The sequence below is a fragment of the Streptomyces cyaneofuscatus genome, from assembly GCF_033109485.1.
Classification (GTDB): domain Bacteria; phylum Actinomycetota; class Actinomycetes; order Streptomycetales; family Streptomycetaceae; genus Streptomyces; species Streptomyces cyaneofuscatus.
Window position 1 is genome coordinate 3045267 of sequence record NZ_CP137002.1, and the last position, 26683, is coordinate 3071949.

A 26683-nucleotide genomic window follows, 5' to 3' on the forward strand; every position below is an offset into this window, starting at 1 on the left:
TCAGGTCCAGAGCCCGGGACCCCTCAGGTCCAGAGCGTGGCGATGAAGATGTTGGCGACCGTCAGGCCGCCGACCGCCGCGAACGCGCCCTTCTCGACCTTCTCCTCGTCCCGCTTGACGTAGACGAGCGCGAGGATGACGACGAGGAGCGCCAGCTTCACGCCGATCTTGATGTTGTTCACGGTCTGGTCGTCGGCCTGGTTGAGCCCGACCAGGGCGACGCCGGTGACCAGCATGGTCAGCGCGCCGTGCAGCATGGCGGGAACGAAGCGGGCGGTGCCCGCGCCCATGGCCTTCATCTGGGTCAGGAAGCCGCCCAGCAGGGAGGCGATGCCGATGATGTGCAGGGCGACGAAGACATTGATGAGTACGTCCATGGCTCCGGAGCCTAGCCATGGCCAAAACTTTACCCAGCAGTGAGGCAAGCCTTCCTCGACACCTTCGCCGGAACTGGGCGCCCCGTGCCCGAACCTGCCGGAATGATCAGTTCCGTATTGACGCCCCCGGTCATTCGGCAGCGCCGAAACGTCACATCCGGGCAATAGCTGTCATGGCGAACCTTTTCCGTGCGCCCGGCATAGCGTCCTTGCCGGACCTGCCGGTATCCCCCGGCGGGCAGCCGACAGGAAGGATGCCGCCCCCGTGGCCGCGCACCGGAAATCCGCTCACCGGAAACCCAAGCAGCGCCCGTTCACCGGCCCTGCTGCCCGCACCGCCGCCACCCTGGCGCTCGCCGGGGCCGCCACCGCCACCTCGGCCACCGGGGCCGGCGCCGCACCCGCCGAGCCCGCTCCCACCGCCGCCCAGGTCCGGGCGAAGGTCGACCGGCTCTACCACGACGCCGAGGTCGCCACCGAGAAGTACAACGGGGCGAAGGAGAAGGAAGCGGCCGCCACCAGGGCCGTCGACGCCCTGGCCGACGAGGCGGCCCGCCGTACCGACCGCCTCAACACCGCCCGCCACACGCTCGGTTCGATGGCCACCGCCCAGTACCGCACCGGCACCCTCGACCCCGCCCTACAGCTGGCGCTCTCCTCGGACCCCGACAGCTACCTGGAGCGCGCCGCCCACCTGGACCGGGCGGGCGACCGGCAGGCCAGCCTGCTCAGCAACATCCGGCGCCAGCTCTCCGGCATCGCCCGGGTCAAGGCCCGCGCCGACCAGGAGACCGAGGCGCTCGCCGCCCGCCGCGCCGAGCTGGACAAGCACCGCACCGCGATCCGGACGAAGCTGGCCGACGCCCGCACGCTCCTGGCCACCCTCACCGCCGCCGAGCGCGCCGCGTACGAACGCGCGGCCGACGCGGCCCACGGCGGCTCCCCGGCGACCTCGGCCGACCGGGCCGGGGCAGGCACCCCGGCCGACCGCTCCACCGCCCACGCCGACCGCTCGGCCCCCCGCGCCTCGGTCGCCGCCCCCAACTCCCGGGCGGCGCGGGCCGTCTCCTTCGCGCACGGGGCGATCGGCAAGCCGTACGTCTGGGGCGCGACCGGCCCCAACGCCTTCGACTGCTCCGGGCTGACCCAGGCGGCCTGGAAGGCGGCGGGCGTCAGCCTGCCCCGGACCACCTACACCCAGATCAACGCCGGACAGCGGGTCTCCCGCTCCGAACTGGCCCCCGGCGACCTGGTCTTCTTCTACTCGGGCATCAGCCACGTCGGCCTCTACATCGGCGGTGGCCAGATGATCCACGCGCCGCGCCCCGGCGCCCCGGTCCGCATCGCGCCTATCAGCCAAATGCCTTTCGCCGGAGCGACCCGGGTGGCATAGTCCCCGGCGCCGACCTCTCCCCCGCCGAAGGAACGTCCCGTATGTCGATGGCGAACGCCGTCCAGGAGTACGCCCGCACGCTCACGCTGCGCTCTTCCACCCACTACCGGGTGGGCTCGTTCACCGTCCGGTACAACCCGGGCTGGGAGCTGAAATACGCCAACTACGCCATCCCCGACCGGGATGCGGACCCCACGGCGGACGATGTGGCGGCCCTCGTCGACGCGTTCCGGGAGCGGGGGCGGCTGCCGCGCCTGGAGTTCCTGCCCGCCTGGGCCCCGGCCGTCGAACCGGCCCTGCTGGCCGCCGGGTTCGCCGTGGAGAGCCGGGCACCGTTGCTCGTCTGCGCCAGCGAGGGCCTCCGCACGCCGAAGCCGGTCGACGGTCTCCGCATCGCCGTGCCCGCCACCGACACGGAATTCGTCGACGCCGCCCGCATCCAGCACCACGGCTTCGGCGGCGCGGGCGAACCCGAGCCGGGAACGATCACCTGGCTGCGCTCGGCGGCGGCCGGTGACGGGGTCGCCGCCCTGGCCGCCCTGGACGGCGCACCGGCCGGGGCGGGCGGCTGCACCCTCCCCGTCGACGGCCTCAGCGAACTGGTCGGCCTCGCCGTCGCCGCCCCCTTCCGCCGCCGGGGCGTCGGCGCCGCGCTCTCCGCCTGGCTGACGGAACGGGCCCTGGACCAGGGATGCCGGGCCGTCTGGCTGGAGCCGGGCGACGCCGACGTGGAACGGATCTACGCGTCCATCGGCTACCGCCGGATCGGGGAGAAGGTCAACATCTCGCTCGAACCGGCCGGTCGTTGAGCGACGGCCTCAGACCAGCCGTCGCGCCGTCGCCCACCGCGTCAGCTCGTGCCGGTTGGAGAGCTGGAGCTTCCGCAGCACCGCCGAGACATGCGACTCGACCGTCTTCACCGAGATGAACAGCTGCTTCGCGATCTCCTTGTACGCGTATCCCCGGGCGATCAGCCGCAGCACCTCGCGCTCGCGCTGGGTGAGGCGGTCCATGTCCTCGTCGACCGGCGGGGCGTCCGTGGAGGCGAAGGCGTCCAGGACGAAGCCGGCCAGGCGCGGGGAGAAGACCGCGTCGCCCTCCTGGACCCGGAAGATGGAGTCGACCAGGTCGGTGCCGGTGATCGTCTTGGTGACATAGCCGCGGGCGCCGCCCCGGATCACGCCGATGACGTCCTCGGCGGCGTCCGAGACGGAGAGCGCGAGGAAGCGGACCGGGTGGTCGGCCGCGCCCATCAGCGGGGCGCAGCGGCGCAGCACCTCGACGCCGCCGCCGCCCGGGAGATGGACGTCGAGGAGGACGACCTCGGGGCGGGTCGCCGTGATGACGGTGACGGCCTGGTCGACGTCGGCGGCCTCGCCGATCACTTCGACGCCGGTCTCCTCGGTGCGGCCGATCTCGGCCTGCACCCCGGTGCGGAACATCCTGTGGTCGTCGACGAGCACGACCCGTACCCGTCGCTCCGGGCCCCCGGTGGCTTCGGTGTTCTCGGTCATTCGCTCGCCCTTTCCATCTCCAGCTCGACCTCGGTACCCCCGCCGGGCACCGAACGCAGCCGGGCCGTGCCGCCGTTGCGCTGCATCCGGCCGATGATTGATTCTCGTACGCCCATGCGGTCGGCGGGAACCTCGTCCAGGTCGAAGCCCGGCCCCCGGTCCTTCACGGAGACGAAGACCGTGGCGCCCTCGACCTCGGCGAAGACCTGCACGGCACCGCCCTCGCCACCGTACTTGGCGGCGTTGACCATCGCCTCGCGCGCGGCCTGCATCTGGGCACCCAGCTTGTCGTCGAGGGGGCAGTCGCCCACGACCACGACCTCCAGGGGGACGCCGTGCTTGTCCTCCACCTCGGCGGCGGCCCGCTTCACGGCCTCGGCGAGGGTCTCCGGTTCGTCGTCCTCGTCCTTGCCGGTGCCCTCGGGGTTGTAGAGCCAGTTCCGCAGCTCGCGCTCCTGGGCCCGGGCCAGCCGTCTGACCTCGCCGCCGTCGTCCGCGTTCCGCTGGATCAGGGTGAGGGTGTGCAGGACGGAGTCGTGGACGTGGGCGGCGACCTCGGCGCGCTCCTGGGCGCGGATGCGCATCAGGCGCTCCTCGGAGAGGTCCTGGACCATCCGGACCAGGTAGGGGCCCGCGAGCAGGGCGATGCCGGTGAGGACGGCGATGGCGGCGGTCAGGACGTTGCCCAGCTGGGCGGCCGAGCCGCGCACCACCATGAAGACGGCGAGGCCGAGGCCCACGAGGGCGACCCCGGCGAGCGCGCGGGCCAGTTGCAGCAGCCGGCGGCGGCGGCCGACCTCGATCCAGCGGGCGCGCCGCGCGTTGTCCGCCTGGCGCCAGACGAGGACGGAGCCCGCGCCGATGAGGAGCGTCGGCCAGATGTAGCGGTCGGCCTCGCTGCCCATGTCGACGTTGGCGACGAAGACGACAGCCCCGATGAGCAGGGCGACCAGCGCGAAGACCTGGCCCGGGTCCGGCTTGCGGAGCTTGCGCCGGCCGTCCGCCGCGGTCTCGAAGACCGAGCGCGGGGCGTGGACGCCACCGACGCCGCCGACGCCGAGGGGGACGACGATCCAGAACACCGCGTACAGCAGGGCGCCCAGGCCGTCGCTGAGGAAGAGCCCGAGGAAGACGAACCGGACCCAGGCGACCGGCAGCCCGAGGTGTCCGGCGAGCCCGCGCGCGACGCCGCCCAGCATCCGCCCGTCGGCGCTGCGGTACAGCTTGCGCAGCGGCGGCTCCTCCGGGTCGGAGGCGAGTGAGCTGTGCGCGGCTCGGGCGGTGGCGGCTGGCATACCCCGATCGTCACACGTGGTGGGTGCGGGAGGCATCAGGGTAGTCCCCCTGATCGACCCTGAGGCCAGCCCTACCCCGAGGCCCGCCCCCGAGGCCCGCCCCTGAGGGGTTTCCGGCATGACCCCCGGCGCAAAATCAGGGACCGGCCAGGGTCGGTGCGGCTCCCGCCGGCCGGTCCGGACCGTCACCATGGAGGTATGACCGCTCCCTCGGACGCCGCCCCCGGCGTCGCGCCCCCCGACGCGCCCCGACCGCAGCTGCGGCGCAGCCCGCGGCAGAAGGTGGTGGCCGGGGTCTGCGGCGGACTCGGCCGGTACTGCGACGTGGACCCGGTGATCTTCCGGATCGTGCTCGGTGTCCTCTCGGCAACCGGCGGGATCGGCCTGATCTTCTACGGCTTCGCCTGGCTCCTGCTGCCCCTGGAGGGCGAGGAGGAGAACGAGGCGCGCCGGCTGCTGTCGGGCCGGGTCGACGGGGCGTCGCTGGTGGCGCTGCTGCTGGCGCTGATCGGCTGCGGGCTCTTCCTGTCGATGCTGGGCAACCGGGGCATGCTGGCGTTCGCGGCGCTGCTCACGGTGGCCGTGGTCGGCTGCTCGGTGTGGACGCAGTCCCGAAGGACGGCGGCCCCGGAGGACCCGGCGGCCCCGCCGGGCACCCCGGCCGCCCCCGCCCACCCGCACACCGGCGGCCTCGGCACGCCCCCTCCTGAGGTGAAGGCGCCGCCGACGCCGGGCGGTCCGTCGTGGTGGCGGGACCCGATCGTCAAGGACGGTACGACGGGGCCGGTCGGCTCCGGCTATCTGTGGGGCCCCGTGGACACGGACCTGGAGGCGGCGCAGGCGAAGGTGCGGGCCGGGCGCCCCAGCGCGGACGCCCCGTTCCGCCCGCCGGCTCCGGCGCCCGCCGCGCCGGGCCCGCGCTCGATCGGCGGCCTGGTCTTCCTGACCGCGCTGGTGGCGGGCGGTCTGGGGACCGGGGTGAGCTGGGAGCAGCAGCCGCTGGGTACGGCGTTGCAGATCGGCCTGGTCGCCGCGCTCGCGGTCTTCGGGCTCGGCCTGCTGGTCTCCTCCGCGCTGGGCCGGACCGGGTTCGGCACGGTGCTGCTGGCGACGGTCACGGCGGTGCTGCTGGCGGGCGCGACGATGCTGCCGAAGGAGATCAGCACGGACTGGGCCCGCCAGGAGTGGCGTCCGGCCGAGGTCGCCGCCGTACAGCAGGGTTACGAGCTGGGCAGCGGGGACGCCCGGCTGGACCTGTCCGGGGTGGTGGTCCCGCCGGGCGAGACCGTGCGGACCCGGCTGGAGGTCGGGGCGGGCCGGGCGGCCGTCGTCGTCCCGGCGGGCGTGACGGTGAAGGTCCGGGCCGAGGCCGGTCTCGGGGAGATCCGGCTGGAGGAGGGGCAGCGGGTCCAGGTCCGCATCAACAGCGACCAGACATCGGAACGTACGCTTCCGCCGCCCCAGGGCAGCAAGCCGGCCGGGACGATCGAGCTCGAAGTGGAAGTCGGAGTCGGACAGGTGGAGGTCACCCGTGCTGCGTCATGAGTTCCGGCCCGGACGGGCGGTGGCGGGCCTGACGATGCTGGTCCTCGCCGGGGGGTACGCGGGTGACGCGGCCGGAGACTGGGAGGCGCCGTGGACCTTCTTCCTCGGGGTCTTCCTCGGCGGCCTGTGGCTGGCCGCCACGGCCACCTGGACCGCCTACATGCTGCGGCGCCGCCGGGACGCGAGGAAGGCGTCGACGGAGAACATGGAGGCGCCCGCGAGCACCAAGGGCAGCCACGCCATCAAATAGGGCAGGTCGTTGCCGTAGTAGTACGGGGTCGACTGCCAGCTCACCGTCAGCCACAGGCTCAGCGAGATCAGCGCTCCGCCGAGCGCGGCGAGCCGGGCCCAGAGGCCGACCAGGGTGCCGAGGCCGACGAGGAGTTCGCCGATCGCGATGGCGTAGCCGAATCCTTCGGGGCTCTTGAGCGCCAGGTCGACGAGGGCGGGGACCGCGGAGGAGTCGCGGACCGTGTTCATCAGCTCGCCGATCGAGCCGGGGCCGGTGGCGGAGAGGAACCCGCTGTCCGTCAGCTTGTCGAGCCCCGCGTAGACGAAGGTGACGCCGAGGAAGAGCCGCAGCGGCAGCAGGGCGTACTGCCCCGCCCGCTCACGCAGCCCTCTCGGCTCGCCCGGACCGTACGAACCGCCGCCGTAACCGTTCATCACCACTGCCCCACTTCCCGAAGACCCGTCACTTGACCATACGTACGCCTGTACGGCGCCGCTCACCAGAGCCGGGAGGCGGATGGTGGTCAGTCCGTGACGTCGATCGAGCAGCGGTTGGTCTCCACCCCGGCGGCGGTGACGACCTGGACGTCCACGGTCCCCGGTTCGACCTCGACCGGGACGGGCACGGTGAGCACGGTGTCGGTCGGGTTGGCGAAGCCTCCGGCGACCGGGATCAGCGGTACGTGGACGTGGACCGTGCCGATCCGGACGACGAGCCGGGCCAGCCGGTCGGGGCTGCCCGCGCCGGGCGGTACGAAGCCCGCGCCCCGGATCTCGATGTCGTCGCCGGTCCGGATCGGGGCGTCCAGGTCCCCGGCCTCCCGGGCGCGCACCACGGACAGGACGACCGGACGGCCGCCCTCCGCGTACTTCCCGGCGAAGTACGTCGCCGCCGAGACGGCCACCAGCAGGGCGAGCCCCCACGGCAGGTCGGGCAGCTGCTCGGGGCGGCGGGCCAGCCGGACCCCGGCGAACAGTACGGCGACGGCGCTGACCAGCACGTACTGCACATCGGTGAACGAGCCGCGCCCGGAGTCGTCGGTGAGCAGATCGGCGGCGCGCGGCCGGTCGGCGCGCAGCTTCTGGAGCCGCTGGCCCAGCACCCGTACGGTCACCACCCGGCGTACGACGACGGCGACGGCGCACACCAGCGCGAGCACGGCCACCACTCCGGCGGACCGCACCAGGTCCAGCCCCTCGATCAGCGCGTCCCGGTCGTCCGGGTCCGAGGCGCCCGCCAGCTGGAGGGCGAGGACGAGGACGGCGAAGACGGCGAGCAGGACCCAGGCGGCGGCGACGGCCCGGGAGGTGGAGAGCCGGTTGTCCTCGCCGATCAGCGGGGCGAGGAGGCCGCCCCGGGCGCGGTGGAAGCGGGCGGCGACGGTCAGCAGGGCGGCGGTGATGACGGCGGCGACCAGAGCGGCGGTGCGGGCGGTGGTCCAGCCCGGCCCGATCGCGGTGAGGCTCGCGCCGACGAGGAGGGCGACGACCGCGCCCCAGACCACGAACAGGGTGCCCCGCCACACATGGTGCAGCCAGACGTCCCCGGCGGCCCGGCCCCGTTCGGCGACGGTGCGCGCGGACTCGGTCAGCTCGTCGGAGACCCACTGCCGGGACGCGGAGGGCGACTGGGCGACCCCGGCGGGCAGGCCGTTTCCCGCTGCCAGTTCGTCCCGCTTGGCGAGGAATGCGGCGACCGCGCGTCGGTGCCCCTCGCGTGCTCCGTGCGGGCAGTCGCCGCACGTACAGCCTCCGCCGTGCGTACCGCTCGCCCTTGCCTCGTCCAACGCCACGGAGATTTACACCCTTTCCCACCCCGGTACAGCCAACTCACCTGTGATACCAGCGAATTGTGCCGTACGGGACGGGCGTCCCCCGCATCGGGTCGGACACGAACGCCTACCGTCAGAACGTTCGAGCGATCCGCTGCCACAGGGGCTGGTAGTTGATCCACGCCACCAGGTCGCTGCCGAGCTGCTCACGGGTGGTGACGGCGTCCCGGTGGTCGATCAGCACGGGCTTCCCGGCGGCGCGCGCCAGCAGCTGCACCCGGCAGGCGCGCTCCATGGTCAGGAACCACCAGGCGGCCGCGTCGACCGAGTCCCCCACGGTCAGCAGCCCGTGGTTGCGCAGGATGACGGCCTTGCGCGGCCCGAGGGCCTCGGCGATCCGCCGCCCCTCCTCCTCGTCTACGACGACCCCGGTGTACGTGTCGAAAAGTGCGTGATCTTCGTAAAACGCACAGGCCTCCTGGGTGATCGGCTCGATCAGCTCCCCCAGCGCGGCCAGCGCCCGCCCGTGCGTGGAGTGGGTGTGCGCCACGGCGACCGCCCCCGGCCGGGCCCGGTGCACGGCCGCGTGCACGGCGAAGGCGGCCTGGTTGACGTGGAAGCGCCCCTGGACCACCTGCCCGTCCCCGTTGACGAGGATCAGGTCCTGCGGGGCGATATCGGCGAAGGGCGCCCCGAACGGGTTGACCCAGTAGCAGTCGGCCAGCTCGGGATCGCGCACGGTGATGTGCCCGGAGACCCCGTCCTCGTACCCGTACTCCCCGAACAGCCGCAACGCCCCGGCGAGCCGCTGCCTGCGGTACGTCCGCTCCTCGTCCGGCGACGCGTGCACGGGCGGCATCGCGAAGTGCAGCTGCTCGACGGGGATGGGCGCGGGGGCGGGCACGGCGGGCGGCTCGGACATGGCGGCGGCTCCTCACTTTCCCGGGGGCGTACGGGATCGGAAGTTACCGGCGGGTGGGGGTGAGGGGGAAGGGGTGGGACGGACTACGGGCGGCGGCGGTTGATCGCGGTGAGGTCGATCTCCAGAGGGAACGGGACGGTCAACGTGAGCTTGTCCCGATGGATGCCCGTGGGTACGTAGACCTTCAGTGCGGGGTCGAGTTCATAGACGTACACGACCGGCACGCCTTCCTCGTCCGCCTCCACCCGCCAGAAGTGCGGAACTCCCGCCGCGGCGTACTTGCGGGGCTTCGTGTCGCGGTCCCGGGCCTCGGAGTCGGGGGAGACGACCTCTACGGCGAGGATGACGTCGTCGGCCCTCAGGAACGTCTCGTCGGGCCCGGGTTCGGCTGCGAGCGGGACGACCACGACATCCGGCTCGGGCCGATTGCGGCCGTCCAGGACAACGCTGAACTCACGGAAAACATCGAGATCGTCCGGCAACTGGCTCAGGAGGGAATTCTCTAGCAGCCACAACGTCCGTGTATGGAACCTCTGCTGCGGGCTTCTGAAGATCAGCACCCCGTCGATCAGCTCCGTGTGCCGGGGAAGCCCCGGTAGCCGGTCGAGGTCTTCCGCGTGCCACCCCCCGGGTGGGGTAGCCGGGTAGCGGCCGGGTTCAGTCGGCTCATAGATCGCCATGGGTGCATGGTGGGCCCTATCAGGGCACTTGCCGCCGGAAACGTTGATGCCGCCGACCAAACGAATGAGCGACGGCATCGGCGTTGACCAGGAGGCCCTACGGGTTCACGCGAACCCGGGAGGTCACTCCCACTCGATCGTCCCCGGCGGCTTGCTCGTCACGTCGAGGACCACGCGGTTGACGTCGGCGACCTCGTTGGTGATGCGGGTGGAGATCTTCGCCAGCGTCTCGTACGGCAGGCGCGACCAGTCCGCCGTCATGGCGTCCTCGGAGGAGACCGGGCGCAGCACGATCGGGTGGCCGTAGGTGCGGCCGTCGCCCTGGACGCCGACCGAGCGGACGTCGGCGAGGAGGACCACCGGGCACTGCCAGATGTCGCGGTCCAGGCCGGCCGCCGTCAGCTCCTCGCGGGCGATGGCGTCAGCCTCGCGGAGGAGGTCCAGGCGGTCCTTGGTGACCTCGCCGACGATGCGGATGCCGAGGCCGGGGCCGGGGAACGGCTGGCGCTGGACGATCTCCTCGGGAAGGCCGAGCTCCTGGCCGACCATCCGGACCTCGTCCTTGAACAGCTGGCGCAGCGGCTCGACGAGCTGGAACTCGATGTCGTCGGGGAGGCCGCCCACGTTGTGGTGGGACTTGATGTTGGCGGTGCCGGTGCCGCCGCCGGACTCCACCACGTCCGGGTAGAGCGTGCCCTGGACCAGGAAGGCGACCTCGGGGCCGTCCTCCTGGAGGATCTCCAGCTGGGCCTGCTCGAAGACGCGGATGAACTCGCGGCCGATGATCTTCCGCTTCTGCTCCGGGTCGGAGACCCCGGCCAGGGCGTCGAGGAAGCGCTTCTCCGCGTCGACCACCTTCAGCTTCGCGCCGGTCGCGGCGACGAAGTCCTTCTCGACCTGCTCGGTCTCGCCCTTGCGCATCAGGCCGTGGTCGACGTAGACGCAGGTGAGCTGGGAGCCGATGGCCTTCTGGACGAGGGCCGCGGCGACCGCGGAGTCCACACCGCCGGAGAGGCCGCAGATGGCGCGCTTGTCGCCGACCTGCTCGCGGATGAGGGCGATCTGCTCCTCGACCACGTTGGTGGTGGTCCAGTTCGGCTCGATGCCCGCGCCGCGGTAGAGGAAGTGCTCCAGGACCTGCTGGCCGTGGGTCGAGTGCATGACCTCCGGGTGGTACTGCACCCCGTACAGCTTCTTCTCGTCGTTCTCGAAGGCGGCGACCGGGACCACGTCGGTGGAGGCGGTGACGGTGAAGCCCTCGGGCGCGGCGGAACAGGCGTCGCCGTGCGACATCCAGACCGGCTGCTCGGTGGGCGTGCCCTCGAAGAGCGTCGAGCCCGCCTTCGTGACGTGCAGCGGGGTGCGGCCGTACTCACGCGCGCCGTTGTCGTCGACCGTGCCGCCCAGGGTGGTCGCCATCAGCTGGAAGCCGTAGCACATGCCGAAGACCGGGACCCCGGCCTCGAAGAGCGAGCGGTCCAGGGAGGGGGCGCCCTCCGCGTAGACCGACGACGGGCCGCCGGAGAGGATGATCGCGCGGGGGTTCTTCGCCAGCATCTCCGCCACCGGCATGGTGGACGGGACGATCTCGCTGTAGACCCGGGCCTCACGGACGCGGCGGGCGATGAGCTGGGCGTACTGCGCGCCGAAGTCGACGACGAGGACCACGTCGGCCGTGGTGTCGGGGGCGGCGGGGGGTGCTGCTGGCACGGGGCGGCCTTCCGGCGGTGGTGAAGGGGGTCGGTTCTTCCGATTCTACCGGCCGTACGTGAACCCTCCGCCGGGTCGGCCACGAGGGCCCACGTCTCACGATCCGGGCCCCGTTTTGCCGGGCCCGCCGGGCCGGGGCCATACTGTGCCCCATGCGTCAGCACACGACCTTCGTCTTTACCTATGGCATCCGGCCCGCCGGCTGCCATGGTCGTGCTGCTTGAGCTACTGACAAGCAACGTTCCAGGCGCCCCGGGCCATCAGGCCCGGGGCGTTCTGCGTATCCGGGCCCGTTGCCCCGGGGTGGCCTCCGACCCACCAGGAGTCACCACCATGAGCAGCACCACCACCAGCCCCGCCATCAGCACCACCACCAGCCCCGCCGGAAGCACCGCCACCACCCCCGCCGAGCAGACCGGCGCCCGCACCGACGAGGCCGCCGCCCTGATCGGCGGCGCCCGGGAGCGCATCGACACCCTCGACGACCGGATCATCGGCCTCGTCCAGGAACGGATGGCCGTCTCGGCGGTCATCCAGGAGGCCCGGATCACCTCCGGCGGCCGCCGGGTCAACCTCTCCCGCGAGACGGCCGTGCTCGGCCACTACAGGGACGCGCTGGGCAAGCCGGGTACCGCTCTGGCGATGACCCTGCTGGAGCTGTGCCGCGGCCGGGTGTGACCCACGGGACGGCGGCCGCAGGACCGTATCTGCGTTCGGTGCCCGTCTCACCCGTACGGCGCGTGACCGGGACCGGCGTGCCTTCGTTGGTCCCGGTGTCCGTGCCAACCAGGGGCGGCATCGGTAGAAAACCACGCGTGGCTCCGCCGGGACGTGTGACGTACTGCAGGTACGTCGTGGGACCACATCCCGGCGCCAGTGACCGGTCCGCAGGGGACAGCAGCCCGGTCACCCCATGTGCGGCCGATCCCGGGGACGCCCGGATCGGCCGCATCGGAACGTACCGGGCGGAGGCCTTGTTCCCCTCCTCCGCCCCCGGCCGGATCTCCCTCCGGCCGCCCAGGTCAGGTCCCCCGTCGGCCGCCCAGGTCAGGTCCCCCTCCGCCCTCCGCCCTCCGCCCTCCGTCAGGCGTGCCGCGCCGCAGCCCGTCGCCGTGCGGCCGTGAACAGCAGCAGGCCCGCCGCCAGCGCCGCGGCAGCCGTGCCCGAGGCGACCAGGGCGGCCGATCCCGTCGAGGCGAGGCCGCCCCCGCCGCCGGAGCCGCCCGTAGTGCCCGCCGAGCCGCTGCCCGACGTGGCGGACGAGGCGGACTCCGAGGGTCCGGTGGTGCCGGACGGGCTCTCCTCCGGGTCCGGGGCCGAGGTCGGCGGGGTGGACGGTTCGCCGGAGCCGCCGTCGGTGCCGCCCGTCGTACCGCCGGAGTCGGCGCCCTCGCCCTCACCGTTCACGATCAGGTACGCGGTGTTGTTGGCCGGCTCCGGGTCGAACGGCAGCTTCGGGTTCTGGAGCCAGGGGCCGCGGATGGTGACCGCGCCCTCCGCGCCGACCGAGCTCCGGTCGATCCGCAGCTCGAACGGCAGGTCCAGGCCGCCGCCGTCCAGCACGCTCATGGACGTGTCGCAGACGTAGCGCGGCGCGGGGCTCTTCTGGTCCTCGCGGTATCCGCCGCCCGCGGTCACCGCGCGGCAGCGGTCCGGCTTCGCCGTGACGGTCGTGCCCGGCGGGACGGTGAAGTCGACGGTGGCGACGGGCTCACCGGAGCGGAGGTAGCCGACCCAGGCCGGGCCATCGTTGCGGAAGCCGAAGTCCGCCGCCACGGTGGTGCCCTCGGCCCCGGCCACCTTGTCGCCGTACGCGACGAAGTCGGCCGTGTTCTCCGTACGGAAGTCCGCCTCGTGGAAGTTGTCCCAGGGGTCGAGGTCCCCGCCCCGGGCGGTCGCGCCCTTCGCGGGAGCCTTCACCGGCACCGCCTTCAGGACGGCGCCGGTGCCGCGCTCGGAGGGGGCGCCCGCGCGCTGTGCGGTGCGCTGGGCGGCGCTGTTCTCGTGGATGCTGTAGACGAACATGTCGTAGTAGGCGCGGTCGGTGACCTCGATGGTCAGCGGGGTCGCCAGGGTGTACGTCGCGCCCGCCTCGAAGGAGCCCTCGACCGAGCAGAGGGCGGTGGTCCAGCCGGGGCCCCGGGAGCCCGGGCCGCCCTCGGTGTACTCGCAGTTGGAGTAGCGCTCGGGGATGTCGAGGCCGCGGGAGTACACCAGGCCGAGGAGGACGCCGTCGGCGGCGCGGGTGCCCCGGTTGGCGAAGGTGATCGGGGCCTTCTGCCGGTCGCCCACGTTCGTCCGCTCCTTGAAGGGGAGCTCTTCCATGACCAGGTCGGCGCCGCCGACGGTGACCCGGGTGGTGAACGGGGTGAAGGTCGCGCCCTTCGACTGTCCGGTCACCCTGATCGTGCCGCTGTCGCCTTCCTCGCTGCCCTCGGCGGCGGTGAGGAGGAGGTCGTCGATGCCGCGGAGGCCGGGCCAGATCCCCTGGTCCGTGCAGACCGCCTTCGTACCGGCGACCTCGCAGTCCGAGGTGTCCTCCACCGCCACATCGGCGACGCCCGCGATGCCGCTGAGGTCGAAGGTGACGGTGAACTCCGTCTCGTAGTCCTCGTCCCCCTCGTCCGCGCCCGGGTTGTCGAGGGTGATCCCGAGCGTGGCGTGGAGCGGCTCGCCGCTCTCCGGGTACGGGTGCAGTGCGGTCTCGGCGGGGCCGCCGATGGCGAGCACCGGGAGGCCGGTGGCCTGCGCCGGGGCGGCCGCGCCCGCGAGCGAGGCCGCGGCCAGCAGACCTGCGGCGGCGAGAGAGCCCGCGGCGCGGCGCAGCGCGGCTCTCGGGGAGAAGCGTGTCATCGGGGACCTCTGGTGCGTGGGGGCGCTGTGTGACTGCTGTGAGGCAGTACGGGTTCGACCGCGCAGCTCCCCGAACAGTTGCCCGGTGAAAGATCACGGATTGGGTACGGGTGTGTTCCCCACGCCCTCGATGCCCGCCCCGGCCTCCGCCGTCCCCTTCGGCGGCACCACCGGAATCCCCAGGAACGGCAGCTTCAGCGCGCCGAACGCCTCCTTCGGCACGGCGGGCGCCAACGGCTCCACGGGGGCCAGTCGTTCGTACGCCGCGTCCTGCTCCGGACGCGGGTCCACCTCGCCCTTGTTGGGCCAGAAGGACATCGCGCGCTCCGCCTGGGCGGTGATGGTCAGCGAGGGGTTGACGCCCAGGTTGGCGGAGACCGCGGAGCCGTCGACGACGCTGATGCCGGGGTGGCCGTACAGGCGGTGGTACGGGTCGATGACGCCCTCCTCCGCGCTCGCGCCGATCGGGCAGCCGCCCAGGAAGTGAGCGGTGAGCGGGGTGCCCATCAGCTCGCCGACGTTGGAGCCGGCGAAGCCGTTGATCTCCTCGGCGAGGAGCGTGGCGCTGCGGGTGGCCTCGGGGATCTGGGTCGGGTTGGGCGCGCCGTGGCCCTGGCGGGCGGTGAGCAGGCCTTTGCCGATACCGCCCGGTTTGCGGTACGTCGTCAGGGAGTTGTCCAGCGACTGCATGACGAGCCCGATGATCGTGCGCTCGGACCAGTGGTGGTTGGAGAGCGAACGGACGGCGAGGGTGGGGTGCTTGACCATGTTGGCGAGCCAGCCGCGCACCCGGCGGCCGCCGTAGGGGACCTGGAGGATCGACATCGCGCCCATGGCGTTGGAGCCCTTGCCGTACCGCACCGGCTCGATGTGGGTGTTGCCGTCCGGGTGGATCGAGGAGGTGATCGCGACGCCCTGCGAGAAGTCGGCCTTCGCGATGCCGTGCTTCTTGCGGTAGCGGCGGTCGCTGGTCTGGGAGCCCACCAGCGCCTCGGAGTTGGTACGCGTCAGCTCCCCGAGCTTCGCGGAGAGCCGGGGCAGCAGGCCGCGGTCCCTCATCGTGTGCAGCAGGGTCTGGGTGCCGTACGTGCCCGCCGCGACGACCACCTTGCGGGCGCGCAGCTTCGTGGGCTTCGCCTTGCGGCGGCGGTCGGTGGGGACGGTGAGGACCCGGTAGCCGCCCTCGGGGTCGTCGGTGACGGCGACGACGGAGGTCATCGGGTGGATGACCGCTCCGGCCTTCTCGGCGAGGTGGAGGTAGTTCTCGTTGAGGGTGTTCTTCGCGCCGTGGCGGCACCCCGTCATGCACTCGCCGCACTCGGTGCAGGCCTTGCGGGCGGGTCCGGCGCCGCCGAAGTACGGGTCGGGGACCGTACCGCCGGGCTTGGCCTTGGCCGTGCCGTCGGCGTCCTTGCCGTCGCCGAAGAAGACGCCGACCGGGGCCAGGTGGAAGGTGTCGCCGACGCCCATCGCCTCGGCGGCGGCCTTGAGGTGGATGTCGGAGGGGGTCATGGTCGGGTTGAGGCGGACCCCGAGCATCCGGCGGGCCTGGTCGTAGTACGGCTTGAGCTCGTCCTGCCAGTCGGTGATGGAGGCCCACTGGCGGTCCTGGAAGAACGGGGCGGGCGGCACGTACAGCGTGTTGGCGTAGTTGAGCGAGCCGCCGCCGACCCCGGCGCCCGCGAGCACCATGACGTTGCCGAGCAGGTGGACGCGCTGGATGCCGAAGAGCCCGAGCGCGGGGGCCCAGAGGTAGTTCTTCAGGTCCCAGGAGGTCTTGGGGAGCGTGCCGGGGGTGAAGCGGCGGCCCGCCTCCAGGATGCCGACGCGGTACCCCTTCTCGGTCAGCCGGAGCGCCGAGACCGCGCCCCCGAAGCCCGAGCCGACGATCAGGACGTCGTAGTCGTACGCGGCGTCGTCCTCGGCCGGGACATGGCTCACGGGCTGTTTCTGGGCAGGGCTGTCCTGGGACATGGCGCTCCTCACTACGGAATCGGGGCGGAAGGGCAGGGACCGGCGACGGCGCTCAGCGCAGCCGGAACGCCTTCATCACCTTGAGGCTGCTCGTCATGAACGCGGCGTACTTCTCGTCGTCCATGCCGAAGGACGGGGCGAGCGGGATCAGCCGCTGCTGGGCGACGGTCTGGGCCTCGGTGTACTTGAGGATGCCCTCGGAGCCGTGCCGCCGGCCGAGGCCGGAGTCCTTCATGCCGCCCATCGGGGACTGGACGCTGCCGTAGGCGGGGGCGTACCCCTCGTTGATGTTGACGGTGCCGGTCCGCAGCCGGGCGGCGACCTCGTGGCCGCGCCTGGAGTCGGTGGTCCAGACGCTGGAGTTGAGGCCGTACGGGGTGGCGTTGGCCTCCGCGATGACCTCGTCCTCGTCGCTGAAGCGGTAGATGGCGACGACCGGGCCGAAGGTCTCCTCGGTGCAGACGGCCATCGGCGCCTCGACGCCGTCCAGGATGGTCGGCTCGTAAAAGAGCGGGCCGATGTCGGGGCGCGCGACCCCGCCCGCGACGAGCGTGGCGCCCTTCTCGACGGCCTCGGCGACATGCCGGGTCACCGTCTCCAGCTGGCGTTCCCCGACGAGGGAACCCATGTCGGCGCCGTACGCGAGGGAGGTGCCGAGCCGCATGGCCTTGGTCCGGGTGGCGAACCGCTCCACGAAGTCGTCGGCGATGGACTCGTGGACGTACAGCCGCTCGATGGAGATGCAGAGCTGTCCCGCGGAGGAGAAGCAGGCGCGGACGGCGCCCGCGGCGGCCTTCTCCACGTCGGCGTCCTTCAGGACGAGCATGGCGTTCTTGCCGCCGAGCTCCAGCGATACCCCGACCAGCCGGGAGGCCGCGCCGATCGCGACCTCGCGGCCGGTGCGGGTGGAGCCGGTGAAGGAGACGTAGTCGGCGCGGCTGACCACCTCGGGGCCGACGACGGGTCCCTCGCCGAGCACGATCTGGAAGACCTCGGCGGGCAGTCCGGCCTCGATGAGCAGGTCACGGGCCCACAGGGCGGTGAGCGCGGTCTCCGTGTCGGGCTTCATCACGACGGCGTTGCCGGAGACGAACGCGGGCAGCGCGTCGCCCACGGACAGCTCGAAGGGGTAGTTCCACGGGGCGATCTGGCCGATGACCCCGCGCGGCTGGCGCAATTCGGTGACCTTGGTGAGGGTCGGGACGACCCCGGTGTGGCGGCGCGGCTTGAGGTAGGCGGCGGCCTTGCGCCCGTAGTGGCGGGCGGCGACGGCGACGGCCTGCACCTCCTCGTGGGCGTGCAGGCGGGCCTTGCCGGTCTCCAGCTGGATGAGGTCGAGGACCTCGGACTGGCGGCTGAGGACCAGGTCGTGGAAGCGCAGCAGGATCGCGGCCCGCTGCCGTACGGGGGTGGCGGCCCAGGCGGGCTGGGCGGCGCGGGCCCGGTCGAAGGCGGTGGCGACGTCCTCGGGGGTGGACTCGGGCAGATCGGCCAGCTTCTCCCCGGTGAACGGCGTGTGGTTGGCCGTGCGGCCCGATCCGACGACGCCGCGGACCAGCTGGGCGATCACCTCGGGGGTGACCACATCGGCGGCGGTGCGCACGCCGGCGGGGGCGACCGCGACGGGGTTCGTACCGAGAGGGGCGTCAGGGGCCTGCGAGTCCGTCATGAGGCCGAGAGTATGTCCAGCCGCACCCTTTGGGTACCCGTCGGTAACAGTTTTTCACAGGACCCGCCACCCGCCCGGGACCACCGGCGCGACCGAGCCAGTGATCGCTGGCGGCATAACCGCTGATCAGTGGCGTTCCGGCGGACCGGGCACCCGTGGTCCGCCCGCCGCGCTCAGGAATCATGAATTTTCAGCCCCCCCGGTGACCTCGGTGAAGATCGTGGCCCCGTCCTTCACAGCCTGCCCCTTGGCGGGCATCCGCACCCGCACGTGCCAGTAGGGGTCGGAGGGGCTCTTGCCGGGGATCAGGAGCTCGTGGAAGCGGTAGCGCACCGGGTCGTCGTCGGAGGAGGAGGCGTACGGGATGTAGTCCGTGATCATCTCGACGGCCGGGCGCCCCTGGTGCGTGACCTTCTTGTACGTGACGGAGGCGTCCTCCATCTGCGTGGTGTCGGCCCCGCCCTTCGGTTAGTACACCTTGCGGGCCGCCGCGTCGGCGCCGGGGTTGTCGTCCTCCTGCACGCGCTTGTACTCCCTGGGCACCGCCCCGCCCGCCAGGCCGAACTGCGCGGCCCGGTTGCGGTGCAGCACCGGCGGCACCCACTTGCTGCCGCCGCCCTCCCTCGTGGCGAAGGGTTCCGTGGTGCGGGCCGGGGCGGCGATCTCCTGGAGGATGCGCCGGACCTCGGCGGCGGGCGGCCGGGCCGCCGGGTCCTTGCGGAGCAGCCGCATCACGAGCAGCCCGAAGGCGCCCGTGGCCCGGGCGGGCATCTGCGGTTCGGCGGAGAGCACGGCCTGGAGGGTGGCGGGGGTGCTGGAGCGGCGGTAAGGGGACATCCCCTCCACCGCCGCGTACAGCACGACCCCGAGCGACCAGAGGTCGGAGGCGGGGCCGGGGTGCTGGCCGAGGACCCGCTCCGGCGAGATGTACTCCGGCGAGCCGACGAACGCCCCCGTCTCCGTCAGCCGCTGCTCCCCCTCCACCTGGGCGATCCCGAAGTCGGTCAGGACGACCCGGTCGGCGGTGCCGAGCAGCACGTTGTCCGGCTTGACGTCCCGGTGCAGGACCCCCGCGTTGTGGGCGGCGGCCAGCGCGTCGAGGACGGCGAGACCGATCCTGGCGGCCTCCCGGGTGTCCAGGATGCCTTCCTGGAGGCGGTCGCCGAGCGACTGGCCGCGCACCAGCTCCATGACGATCCAGGGCCGCCGGCTCCCGGTGGGGCCTGCGGTGTCGGTGGCCGGAGTTCGTAGCTGGTGGGCTCGTTCGCCCGTCCCCCGTCGGTGCTCATGCGCCCCATCCTGGTTCACGCCGGGGGGGCGCGCACCACCGAGGCCGGTCAGCGGATGCAGAGCCGTGACGTACGGGAGATCCCGCCGTCGCTCAGTCCGTCGCTCAGTTCTGCGCGCCCGGCGCCCGCCAGCTGCGCAGCATGATGTCGAACTTCTCGCGGCTGGCCTCCCAGCCCTCCTGCGGGGCGGTCAGATACAGGGCGTACTCCGGGCCGCCGGACCCCCCGTAGTACATCTGGTCGATCCCGTGCCGGGGTCCCGCGTGGTCCTGGGTCTCGTGCCAGGTGAACTCCCAGAGGGAGCCGGGCCGGTCGCGGAAGATGTTCTTCTCCAGCCTGATCCGCTGGTAGCCAGGCAGCCGGTCAGCCAGCTGCTCCTCCATGTTCTGCATGTGCAGATACGGATGGTCGAAGTCCGGGTCCGGGTCGACGCTGATCCGGATGCGGTGGGCCCCGCCGTCCGGGGTGTAGTCGATCTGCCCCTCGTTCACCTCGCGCGTCCAGTCCTTCGGTACGACGAGGCTGAAGCCCGCAGGGTCCTCGACCCGGCGCCAGCCGTCGGGTATCTCCGGCGCGGGGCCGGGGTCGGTGGCGGTGGGCGGCGGGGTGGTCCGGGGCGCGGTGGACGTGGGGGGCGTGGTGGTCGTCCGGCCGTCGGCCGACGCGCCCTGCCCGTACTTCATCGCGGCCAGTCCGCCCGCGCCGCCGAGGACCGCCGCCGCGACGACCACGACGAGCACCGTGCGCCACCGCCGGGAGCCGGCACGCCGGGTGACGGGGGCGGAGGGGCGGCCCGCGACGGGGGCGGCCGGAGCCGGAGTGGAGGGGACCGTTCCGGGGAGCCGGGCCGTGGAGCCGTCCGGGCCGGCGTACGCGAACCGGTCCTCCTCCGGCACCCGTTGGGTCGGCACGTGCGCCTGCGCCGAACGCGGCTCCCGGCCCTCCATGGCGTCCAGCAGCATCTGCTCGGTGTCGGCGGCCGTGGGCCGGTCAGCCGGGTCCTTGCGGAGCAGCGCGGTGATGACGGGGCCGAGGGGACCGGCGTTGACGGGCGGCGGCGGTTCCTCGGTGACGACGGCCTGCATGGTGGAGATCGGCGACGTACGGCGGAACGGCGAGCGCCCCTCCACCGCGGTGTACAGGGTCGCGCCCAGGGACCAGAGGTCGGAGGCGGGGCCGGGATCGCCGCCGCGTACCCGTTCGGGCGCCAGATAGTCGATGGAGCCGACCAGTTCACCGGTCCGCGTGATCGTGGAGTCGCCCTCGATCGCGGCGATCCCGAAGTCGGTGAGGAGCACCTGTCCGCTCCGGGCCAGCAGGACGTTGCCGGGCTTGACGTCGCGGTGCAGCACCCCGGCGCTGTGGGCGGCGCGCAGCGCGCTCAGGACGTGGAGGCCGATCCTGGCCGCCTCGCGCGGGGCGATGTCGCCCTTCTCCTTGGCCTCGTCGGCGAGCGATGGCCCGTCGACGTACTGCATGACGATCCAGGGGCGCTTGTCGTACTCGATCACATCGTGGACGGTGACGACGCCGGGGTGGGTGATGCGGGCGGCGGCGCGCGCCTCCTTCTGGGTGCGGGCGTGCAGCACGAGCCGGTCGGCCTCGGCGACGTACAGCCCGGCGGTCAGCTCCTTGACGGCGACCGTGCGGTGGAGCACCTCGTCATGGGCGCGCCAGACCTTGCCCATGCCGCCGCGGCCCAGCACCTCGCCCAGCCGGTAACGCCCCGCCAGCACCAGTCCCGCAGCCGTGCCCTGTGATCGATCCACGTGTGTCCCCGCCCCCGTTCCTCAGCTTGCCAGATTACGGAGCGCGGGCGGCGGGGCGGAACGGGGGATCGCCCACGAGACCGCACTGTGATGGTTGTCGGCACCGGACAACGGCCCTGGCCACCTGGCTCCGGTGACGTGCGGTCAGGGAACCCGGACGGTCAGGCGTTCACCCGGTAGGAGGCGATGGCCTGCTGGTAGATCTCGGTGACCTTGTCGCGCTCGTCCTCCGGGCCGATGACCTGGACGATGTGGTAGCGGCCGTCGACGATCATGGCGAGATTGCGGACGTAGACCTCGCGGCCACCGCTCTCCTGCCAGGTGAACTGCCCCTCGGCCATGGCCTGCCGACCCACGTCGACCCGGCGCAGCCCGGAGGAGGTGGCCCAGCTGGAGTCCCGGAACGGCTGGAGTTCGAGCTGCTTGACGCGCTGGTAGTCCAGCGGGTCGCCGCCCGCCGCCTTCACGGAGTCCCGGCCGGGCACGACGAGGAGCGTGAACCCGTCGCTGCTGTACCGGATCTGACGGTCCGTGTTGGCGGGGCTGCGCTGCCAGTCCTTCGGTACGCCGACCTCGAAGCCCTCCGCGTCCTTGCGGAGCACGTAACCGGAGGGGAGCGCGACGGCGGAGCGGCTGGTCTGCGGCTGCTGGGAGCCGGGGTCGGTGCTCGCCTCCTCGGAGGGCGCGGGCGAGCCGGAGGCGGCGGGGGGCGGCGGTGCGGCGGAGCCCGTGGACCGCCCGGGCGCGCCCTGCTGGGTCCCCTGCTCCTGCTTCGGCATGAACAGGAAGGCGTACGTGATGGCCGCGGCCATCAGCAGCAGGATCAGGATCAGCAGCAGCCGGCCGAGGTGGCGCGGGGAGCGCCCGTCGCGCGGCCGGGCGGGCTCGCGCAGCACCCGGGGGCCCTTGGGCTCGCGCGGGGCGCGGGACGGGCGGGGCTCCCAGGCGTCGACGGGATGAGCGCGGCCCTGGTCGGGACCCGGGGGCAGCAGCGACTCGTGGCGCGGCGGTGGCTGCCGCAGGTCGTGGCGTTCGGCGGCGCGCTGCTTCTCCTGCTGCTGCCGCTGCCGCTTGCCCTGCCGGTGGCGGCCGTGCGCGGAACCTCCGCCGAACCGGCCCCGGCGCCTGCGGACCAGCTCGCCCCGGCGGCGTACGACGGGGAGCCGGGTGGCGTCGGGCGCGGGCAGCGGGACGACGTCGGCGCCCGCCTCGGGCTCGGGGGCGGACCGCACGAGCGAGCGCAGCCAGCCGCGCAGCTCCTCGAAGTCCGGCCGCTCGGTGGGGTCCTGGCGCAGCAGCGACTCGACGACGGGCCGCAGCGCGCCGCACTCCTCGGCGAAGGCGGGCGGCTCGGCGCAGACCATCTGCACCAGCTCGGCCGCGCTCTCCTCGGGGTAGGGGGCGTGGCCCTGGACCGCGCGGTAGAGCAGGGCGCCGAGCGCCCACAGGTCGGTGGAGGGGCCGATGGGCGGGGCCAGCTGCCAGTTGTCGTGGACGGGACCGGCCTGTTCGGGCGCCCAGCGCTCGGTGACGGGCCCGACGACCGCGATCCGGGCCTGCCGGGCGCGCTCGGCGGCGAGCGGGGTCGCGGGGCCCCGGTAGACGGCGGTCCTACGGCTGCCCGCGACGGCCTCCTCCCAGGTGCTGGAGGGGGTCCGCTCGGCGGGGAGGCGGGTGGCGGGGGCGATGGCCGCCTGGCCGGGGCGGCGGGAGTCGGCGCGCAGCGCGTCCGCGCCGGAGCCACCCGCGGGGACGGAGCGCCCGGAGCCGGGGCCGTCGTCCCAGGTGCCGGCGAGGTGGACGCGGCGGGGCGGGCGGGGGCCCTCGTCGTCGTCCTCGTCATCGTCGTCGTAGGGGTCCTCGGGCGGGCTGCCCCAGGGGCCGGTGAGGCGGGGGCCGGGGAGTCCGGCGGAGGCGGGGCCGGGCTCGGTGGCAGCGGGGCCGTGGGCGTCGGGGCCCGGTTCGAAGGCGTCGGGCTCGGGGCGCGGCGGGGGGAGGATGCCGGTCGCGTCCTCGTCCGTGCCGGGCGCCTCCTTGGAGAGGTTCGTCGGGGCGCTCCCGGCCGCCTGCTGACGGTCCTCGGTGACCCGGGCGGCGGCGCGCGCCCCGGCCCGGTAGGCGGCGATCGCCCCGGCGCGAGCGGCCCGCAGCTGGGCGGCGCTCGCGGCGCCGGGCTCGGCGGGGGGCCGGGGGGCCGGGGTGTAGGGCACGGCGGGCGTGGCGGGACGCGGCACGAGCTCCTGGCCACCGGGGGTGCCGTACGCCTCCGGAGTCCCGGGGGCCTCGGGCGCCGGCCCGTCTCCCCGGCCCGGGCGGTAGGCGTCGTTCTGCGACGGCTGGGCCCGCACATACGGCGGTACGAGCGGGAGTTCCTGGCTGTCGTACGCCTCGGCCGGGGGGAGGGAGTATGCGCCACGGCCCTCCGGCGTGCCGGGCCGAGCGCCCGGCAGCTCATCGGGCTCGTCGGCGTCGACCGCCTCGACGACCGGTATCCCGAGCGTGTCGTCGGCCCCGCCGATCCCGGGCGCCTCGTAGGACCCGGGTGTCTCGTAGGACCCGGCAGCTTCATGGGCCCCGGGCGCCTCGTACGCCGGCTCGTCGTCGGGCAGCGGCTCGGGGGCGTACCCGCAGAGCGCCTCCTCGGCGGCGCCCGCCGCGAGGCCGGTGAGCATCACACGGCCGTCGTCGCAGACCAGGACCGTGCGGGCGGTGATGTTGCGGTGGGTCCAGCCGTGCGCGTGGAGCACCCGCAGGGCGGTGAGGACGTCGGAGCCGATCTCGGCGGCCCGGTAGGGGTTCAGGGGGCGTTCGGCGAGGAGGGCGGCGAGCGGGCGGGCCGCGACGAGCTCGCTGACTATCCAGAGCGAACCGGCCTCGGCGAACACGTCGAAGACCTGGTCGAGCCGGGGGTGGTCGGGCACCTGGGCGGCGGCCTGCGCGGCCTCGATCGCCCGCCGGACCGCGGGGTCCGTACTACGGCGCACCGCCCGCCCGGTGGTGCGTCCGCCGACCGGCGCCCGGCCGTCGGCGTCGAGCACCTCGGCGTCCACGATCTCCGGCAACGGCACCTGGCGGACCAGGACTTCCTGACCGCTGTATGTGTCAAACGCCCGGGTCTCGACCAGTTCGTACCCGTCGGACGGGGGCAGCGGCAGGCGGTAGCGGTCGGCAAGCACCCGACCCGCGTAGTCGTCCACGACGCCTCCCCAGAGCGCGCTGTTCCCCCGGTCATCGAACCGTGCATATCAGTCAGTTGTGGTCATTCGGCGGGCAATTGACCCACTGTTCCGGCTGCGTACGGTCTCCGTCGTCTTACGATACGTGGCAACGCGCGCCGACGGGCCAGGTCGCACCAACCCGGCCCGCCCAATACGTCCCGCGCGGCTCGCCGACGCTCACTTCGTGGGCGTGAAGGTGGCGAACGCCGTCTCGCGCAGCGTGCGGCACGCGTCGCCGTCCCACTCGTCGACCTTGCAGCTGATCATGATCGAGTAGCCGCGCTGGGCGTCCACCTTGAAGCCGCGGTTGAGCACCCGGACCCGGACGCCGTTGTGGCTGCGCTCGAACGTCCAGTCGGCGACGGTCGGATAGCCGTTGTACTCGACCTTCTTTATGCCGATGTGCTTGTAGTTGTCGCTGAGGAGCCTGACGCTGGCGACCGCCCCGCTCCAGGCGGCGGCCGCGTCGTCCTTGGGCGAGCCGTTGAAGTCGACCTGGACCCGGGGGAAGGCGCCGCGCTCGGCGTTGTAGATGCCGCCGGAGTTGGTGCCCGCTATGGCCGTGCGCCGGAAGGTGTCCGGCATCCCCATGGTGAAGTGGAAGCGGTCGTCGGCGACCTTCTTGTACCCGGCGGGCAGGGATCCGTCGGCCGGGTCGTCGGTCTCCGGGTCGTCCGTACCGGGGTCGTCCGTCTTCGGGTCGTCTCCCGACGGGTCGCCGGACGGGTCGTCGGGCACCTTGCCGTCCTCGGTGCCCTGCCCCTCCTTCTGGCCGCCCTCGGAGTCCCCGCCCTTGCTGTCGCCCTCGCCGTCGGACCCGCCCGCCGCGGCTCCGGCGGAGGCGGTGGTGTCGCCCTTGCCGTTACCGGCGTTGGCCTTGTCGTCGCCGTCGCCGAGGGTGAGCGCGAGGACGGTGCCGAGGATCGCCAGCACGACGACGCCCGCGATGATCGCGAGGGTGCGGCGCGGCACGACATCGGTGATCGAGGCGCGGGGGGTGGACGGTGAGGTCGGAGGCCGCTGCGGGGGTACCGCCGCGCCGGACGCGGCCCCGGAACCCGCCGGCGTCGCCGCCGAACCGGGGCCGGCGGCCAGAGCGGTGGTGACCGCCGGGCCGGAGGCCTTCGCGGCCTTGCCGCCCGGGGTGCCGGGGGGCGTGGCGGGCTTGGGCGGAGCGGCCGGGGAGCCGGTCGCGGCGGAGGCCTGAGAGGCCTGGGAAGCAGGGGCTTGGGCGGCGGAGGCCGGGGCCGCCGAGGCAGCCGCCGCACCGGCCGCGCCGGCTGCGAGACCGGCCGCCTTGGCGCCCCGTACGGAACGGAGCGCTCCGCGCAGCCGGTCGCGGGTGCCCTCACCGGAGCCGGACTCGCTCGGCGCGGCGGTGGCCTGCTTCGGCGGCTTGGCGGTCTTCGCCGCCTTCGCGAGCCGGCCCGCGCCCGGTTCGGCGTCGGCCGGGACCACCGGCAGGGCCATGACCTGCGTGGAGTCGGCCGGCGGGACCTCAGGAGCGTTGATCACCTTGTTGAGCAGCGCCCGGGCCGCGCGGTCGTCGAGCCGCTGGTCGGGGTCGCGGGCGAGGAGCCCGTAGATGACCTCGGTCAGCGGGCCCGCGTTCTTCGGCGGGTCGAGCGGCTCGGTCATCACGGCCGTCAGGGTGGCGATGGCGGAGCCCTTGTCGTACGGCGGGCAGCCCTCGACGCTCGCGTACAGCAGTCCGCCGAGCGACCACAGGTCGGCGGGCGGTCCGGGCTTGTGACCGCGGGCGCGCTCCGGCGAGATGTACGAGGGGGCGCCGACGAGCATGCCGGTGGAGGTGACCGAGGGGTCGCCCTCCACCTGGGCGATGCCGAAGTCGGTGAGCACGACCCGGCCGTCCTCGGCGATCAGCACGTTGGACGGCTTCACATCGCGGTGCAGGATGCCCTCGCGGTGCGCCGAGCGCAGCACGTCGAGGATGGCGAGCCCGACCTCGGCGGCCCGCTTCGGCGTCAGGGTGCCGTCCTCGCGGATCGCTTCGGCGAGCGACTTGCCCTCGATCAGCTCCATCACGATCCACGGGCGGTCGTCCTCGTCGACCACGTCGTAGACGGTCACCGCGCCGTTGTTGCGGATCCGTGCGATCGCCTTGGCCTCACGCAGCGTGCGCGTGATCAGCCGGCGCTTCTCGTCCTCGTCGATGGCGCCCGGGAACCGCAGTTCCTTCACCGCCACCGTGCGGCCGAGGGTTTCGTCGTCGGCGCGCCAGACCGTACCCATGCCGCCCCGGCCGAGCACTCCCCCGAGCCGGTAGCGCCCCGCGAGGAGACGACCGTTCTTGTCCCCTTGGGGCTCCCGCGCCTGCTCCGCCTCCGACATGCGTCCCCTCTGCGATCAACCCGCCCTGGCAGAGCGTTCATTGTCCCTCACCCCGGGACCGGTCCTGGTGCCGGGTCCGGGGTCCGCCGCGATACGAGCCGGAGAGGGAATATCCCACAG

The 26683-nt window shown here is 73.2% G+C and carries 20 protein-coding genes and 1 pseudogene; 5 read left to right on the top strand and 16 right to left on the bottom strand.

Translation table 11 applies throughout. From position 1 onward, the window contains the following. Window positions 1-23: 23 nt before the first annotated feature. Window positions 24-377: a hypothetical protein gene (locus tag R2B67_RS12915; RefSeq protein WP_237327555.1), complete on the bottom strand. Its 354-nt coding sequence runs from the start codon at window positions 375-377 to the stop codon at window positions 24-26. 265 nt (window positions 378-642) lie between these two features. On the opposite strand from R2B67_RS12915, the gene R2B67_RS12920 reads away from it, so the two are divergent. Both R2B67_RS12920 and R2B67_RS12925 read left to right on the top strand, forming a co-directional pair. After that, a complete protein-coding gene (locus tag R2B67_RS12920; RefSeq protein WP_317818010.1) occupies window positions 643-1770 on the top strand; it encodes a C40 family peptidase in 1128 nt (375 codons plus the stop codon). Between the two features lie 41 nt (window positions 1771-1811). Beyond that, window positions 1812-2579, top strand: coding sequence for a GNAT family N-acetyltransferase (locus R2B67_RS12925; RefSeq protein ID WP_317818012.1), 768 nt, complete (start codon window positions 1812-1814; stop codon window positions 2577-2579). Window positions 2580-2588: 9 nt separating this feature from the next. Here the strand turns inward: R2B67_RS12925 and R2B67_RS12930 are convergent, their stop codons facing one another. Next, complete coding sequence (locus R2B67_RS12930; protein ID WP_128849122.1) at window positions 2589-3284, bottom strand: LuxR C-terminal-related transcriptional regulator; 696 nt, start codon at window positions 3282-3284, stop codon at window positions 2589-2591. Beyond that, window positions 3281-4579 (bottom strand): ATP-binding protein, encoded by a 1299-nt coding sequence (locus R2B67_RS12935; RefSeq protein ID WP_018510514.1) that lies wholly within the window; start codon window positions 4577-4579, stop codon window positions 3281-3283. Before R2B67_RS12935 ends, R2B67_RS12930 begins: the two co-directional genes overlap by 4 nt. Before the next feature lie 198 nt (window positions 4580-4777). Here R2B67_RS12935 and R2B67_RS12940 point away from each other — a divergent pair, with 198 nt between their 5' ends. Beyond that, window positions 4778-6124 carry a PspC domain-containing protein gene (locus R2B67_RS12940; RefSeq protein WP_317818013.1) on the top strand — a complete coding sequence of 449 codons (1347 nt, stop codon included), beginning with the start codon at window positions 4778-4780 and terminating at the stop codon, window positions 6122-6124. Beyond that, window positions 6111-6374 (top strand): hypothetical protein, encoded by a 264-nt coding sequence (locus R2B67_RS12945; RefSeq protein WP_109979213.1) that lies wholly within the window; start codon window positions 6111-6113, stop codon window positions 6372-6374. The genes R2B67_RS12940 and R2B67_RS12945 overlap by 14 nt, the downstream gene beginning before the upstream one ends. On the opposite strand, the gene R2B67_RS12950 is transcribed toward R2B67_RS12945, so the two are convergent. The 5 genes from R2B67_RS12950 to guaA all read right to left on the bottom strand — a co-directional run bounded on the left by R2B67_RS12950 (window position 6281) and on the right by guaA (window position 11439). Then, complete coding sequence (locus R2B67_RS12950; protein WP_109981091.1) at window positions 6281-6790, bottom strand: DoxX family protein; 510 nt, start codon at window positions 6788-6790, stop codon at window positions 6281-6283. The two genes, R2B67_RS12945 and R2B67_RS12950, sit on opposite strands and share 94 nt — an antisense overlap. A gap of 89 nt (window positions 6791-6879) precedes the next feature. After that, window positions 6880-8148, bottom strand: a complete 1269-nt coding sequence (locus R2B67_RS12955; RefSeq protein ID WP_109979212.1) for a hypothetical protein — start codon at window positions 8146-8148, stop codon at window positions 6880-6882. Window positions 8149-8260: 112 nt separating this feature from the next. Continuing rightward, window positions 8261-9049 carry a class II aldolase/adducin family protein gene (locus R2B67_RS12960; RefSeq protein WP_018510518.1) on the bottom strand — a complete coding sequence of 263 codons (789 nt, stop codon included), beginning with the start codon at window positions 9047-9049 and terminating at the stop codon, window positions 8261-8263. Between the two features lie 83 nt (window positions 9050-9132). Continuing rightward, the gene (locus R2B67_RS12965; RefSeq protein WP_317824840.1) at window positions 9133-9729 is read right to left on the bottom strand and encodes a Uma2 family endonuclease; all 597 of its coding nucleotides are present in this window, start codon (window positions 9727-9729) and stop codon (window positions 9133-9135) included. Between the two features lie 123 nt (window positions 9730-9852). Then, complete coding sequence (gene guaA / locus R2B67_RS12970) at window positions 9853-11439, bottom strand: glutamine-hydrolyzing GMP synthase (protein WP_018510520.1); 1587 nt, start codon at window positions 11437-11439, stop codon at window positions 9853-9855. 333 nt (window positions 11440-11772) lie between these two features. Between guaA and R2B67_RS12975 the strand changes: the two genes are divergently transcribed. Continuing rightward, window positions 11773-12117, top strand: a complete 345-nt coding sequence (locus R2B67_RS12975) for a chorismate mutase (RefSeq protein ID WP_317818016.1) — start codon at window positions 11773-11775, stop codon at window positions 12115-12117. A gap of 405 nt (window positions 12118-12522) precedes the next feature. Here R2B67_RS12975 and R2B67_RS12980 read toward each other — a convergent pair whose 3' ends face one another. From R2B67_RS12980 to R2B67_RS13015, 8 genes and pseudogenes are all read right to left on the bottom strand, one after another. Beyond that, on the bottom strand, window positions 12523-14292 hold the full coding sequence (locus R2B67_RS12980; protein ID WP_317818018.1) for a peptidase: 1770 nt from the start codon (window positions 14290-14292) through the stop codon (window positions 12523-12525). 93 nt (window positions 14293-14385) lie between these two features. Further along, the gene (locus R2B67_RS12985; RefSeq protein ID WP_317818019.1) at window positions 14386-16266 is read right to left on the bottom strand and encodes a GMC family oxidoreductase N-terminal domain-containing protein; all 1881 of its coding nucleotides are present in this window, start codon (window positions 16264-16266) and stop codon (window positions 14386-14388) included. 52 nt (window positions 16267-16318) lie between these two features. Continuing rightward, window positions 16319-17935 (bottom strand): succinic semialdehyde dehydrogenase, encoded by a 1617-nt coding sequence (locus R2B67_RS12990; RefSeq protein ID WP_237327543.1) that lies wholly within the window; start codon window positions 17933-17935, stop codon window positions 16319-16321. A 180-nt stretch (window positions 17936-18115) separates the two neighbouring features. After that, window positions 18116-18376: a hypothetical protein gene (locus R2B67_RS36170; protein WP_317818021.1), complete on the bottom strand. Its 261-nt coding sequence runs from the start codon at window positions 18374-18376 to the stop codon at window positions 18116-18118. Window positions 18377-18475: 99 nt separating this feature from the next. Then, window positions 18476-19225: pseudogene (locus R2B67_RS36175) on the bottom strand (serine/threonine-protein kinase); the annotation flags it as partial. A 103-nt stretch (window positions 19226-19328) separates the two neighbouring features. Next, window positions 19329-20993: a serine/threonine-protein kinase gene (locus tag R2B67_RS13005; RefSeq protein WP_317818022.1), complete on the bottom strand. Its 1665-nt coding sequence runs from the start codon at window positions 20991-20993 to the stop codon at window positions 19329-19331. A 161-nt stretch (window positions 20994-21154) separates the two neighbouring features. Continuing rightward, window positions 21155-24190 carry a serine/threonine kinase C-terminal domain-containing protein gene (locus R2B67_RS13010; RefSeq protein ID WP_317818023.1) on the bottom strand — a complete coding sequence of 1012 codons (3036 nt, stop codon included), beginning with the start codon at window positions 24188-24190 and terminating at the stop codon, window positions 21155-21157. A 198-nt stretch (window positions 24191-24388) separates the two neighbouring features. After that, window positions 24389-26563: a serine/threonine-protein kinase gene (locus R2B67_RS13015; RefSeq protein ID WP_317818025.1), complete on the bottom strand. Its 2175-nt coding sequence runs from the start codon at window positions 26561-26563 to the stop codon at window positions 24389-24391. Between the last annotated feature and the right edge of the window lie 120 nt (window positions 26564-26683).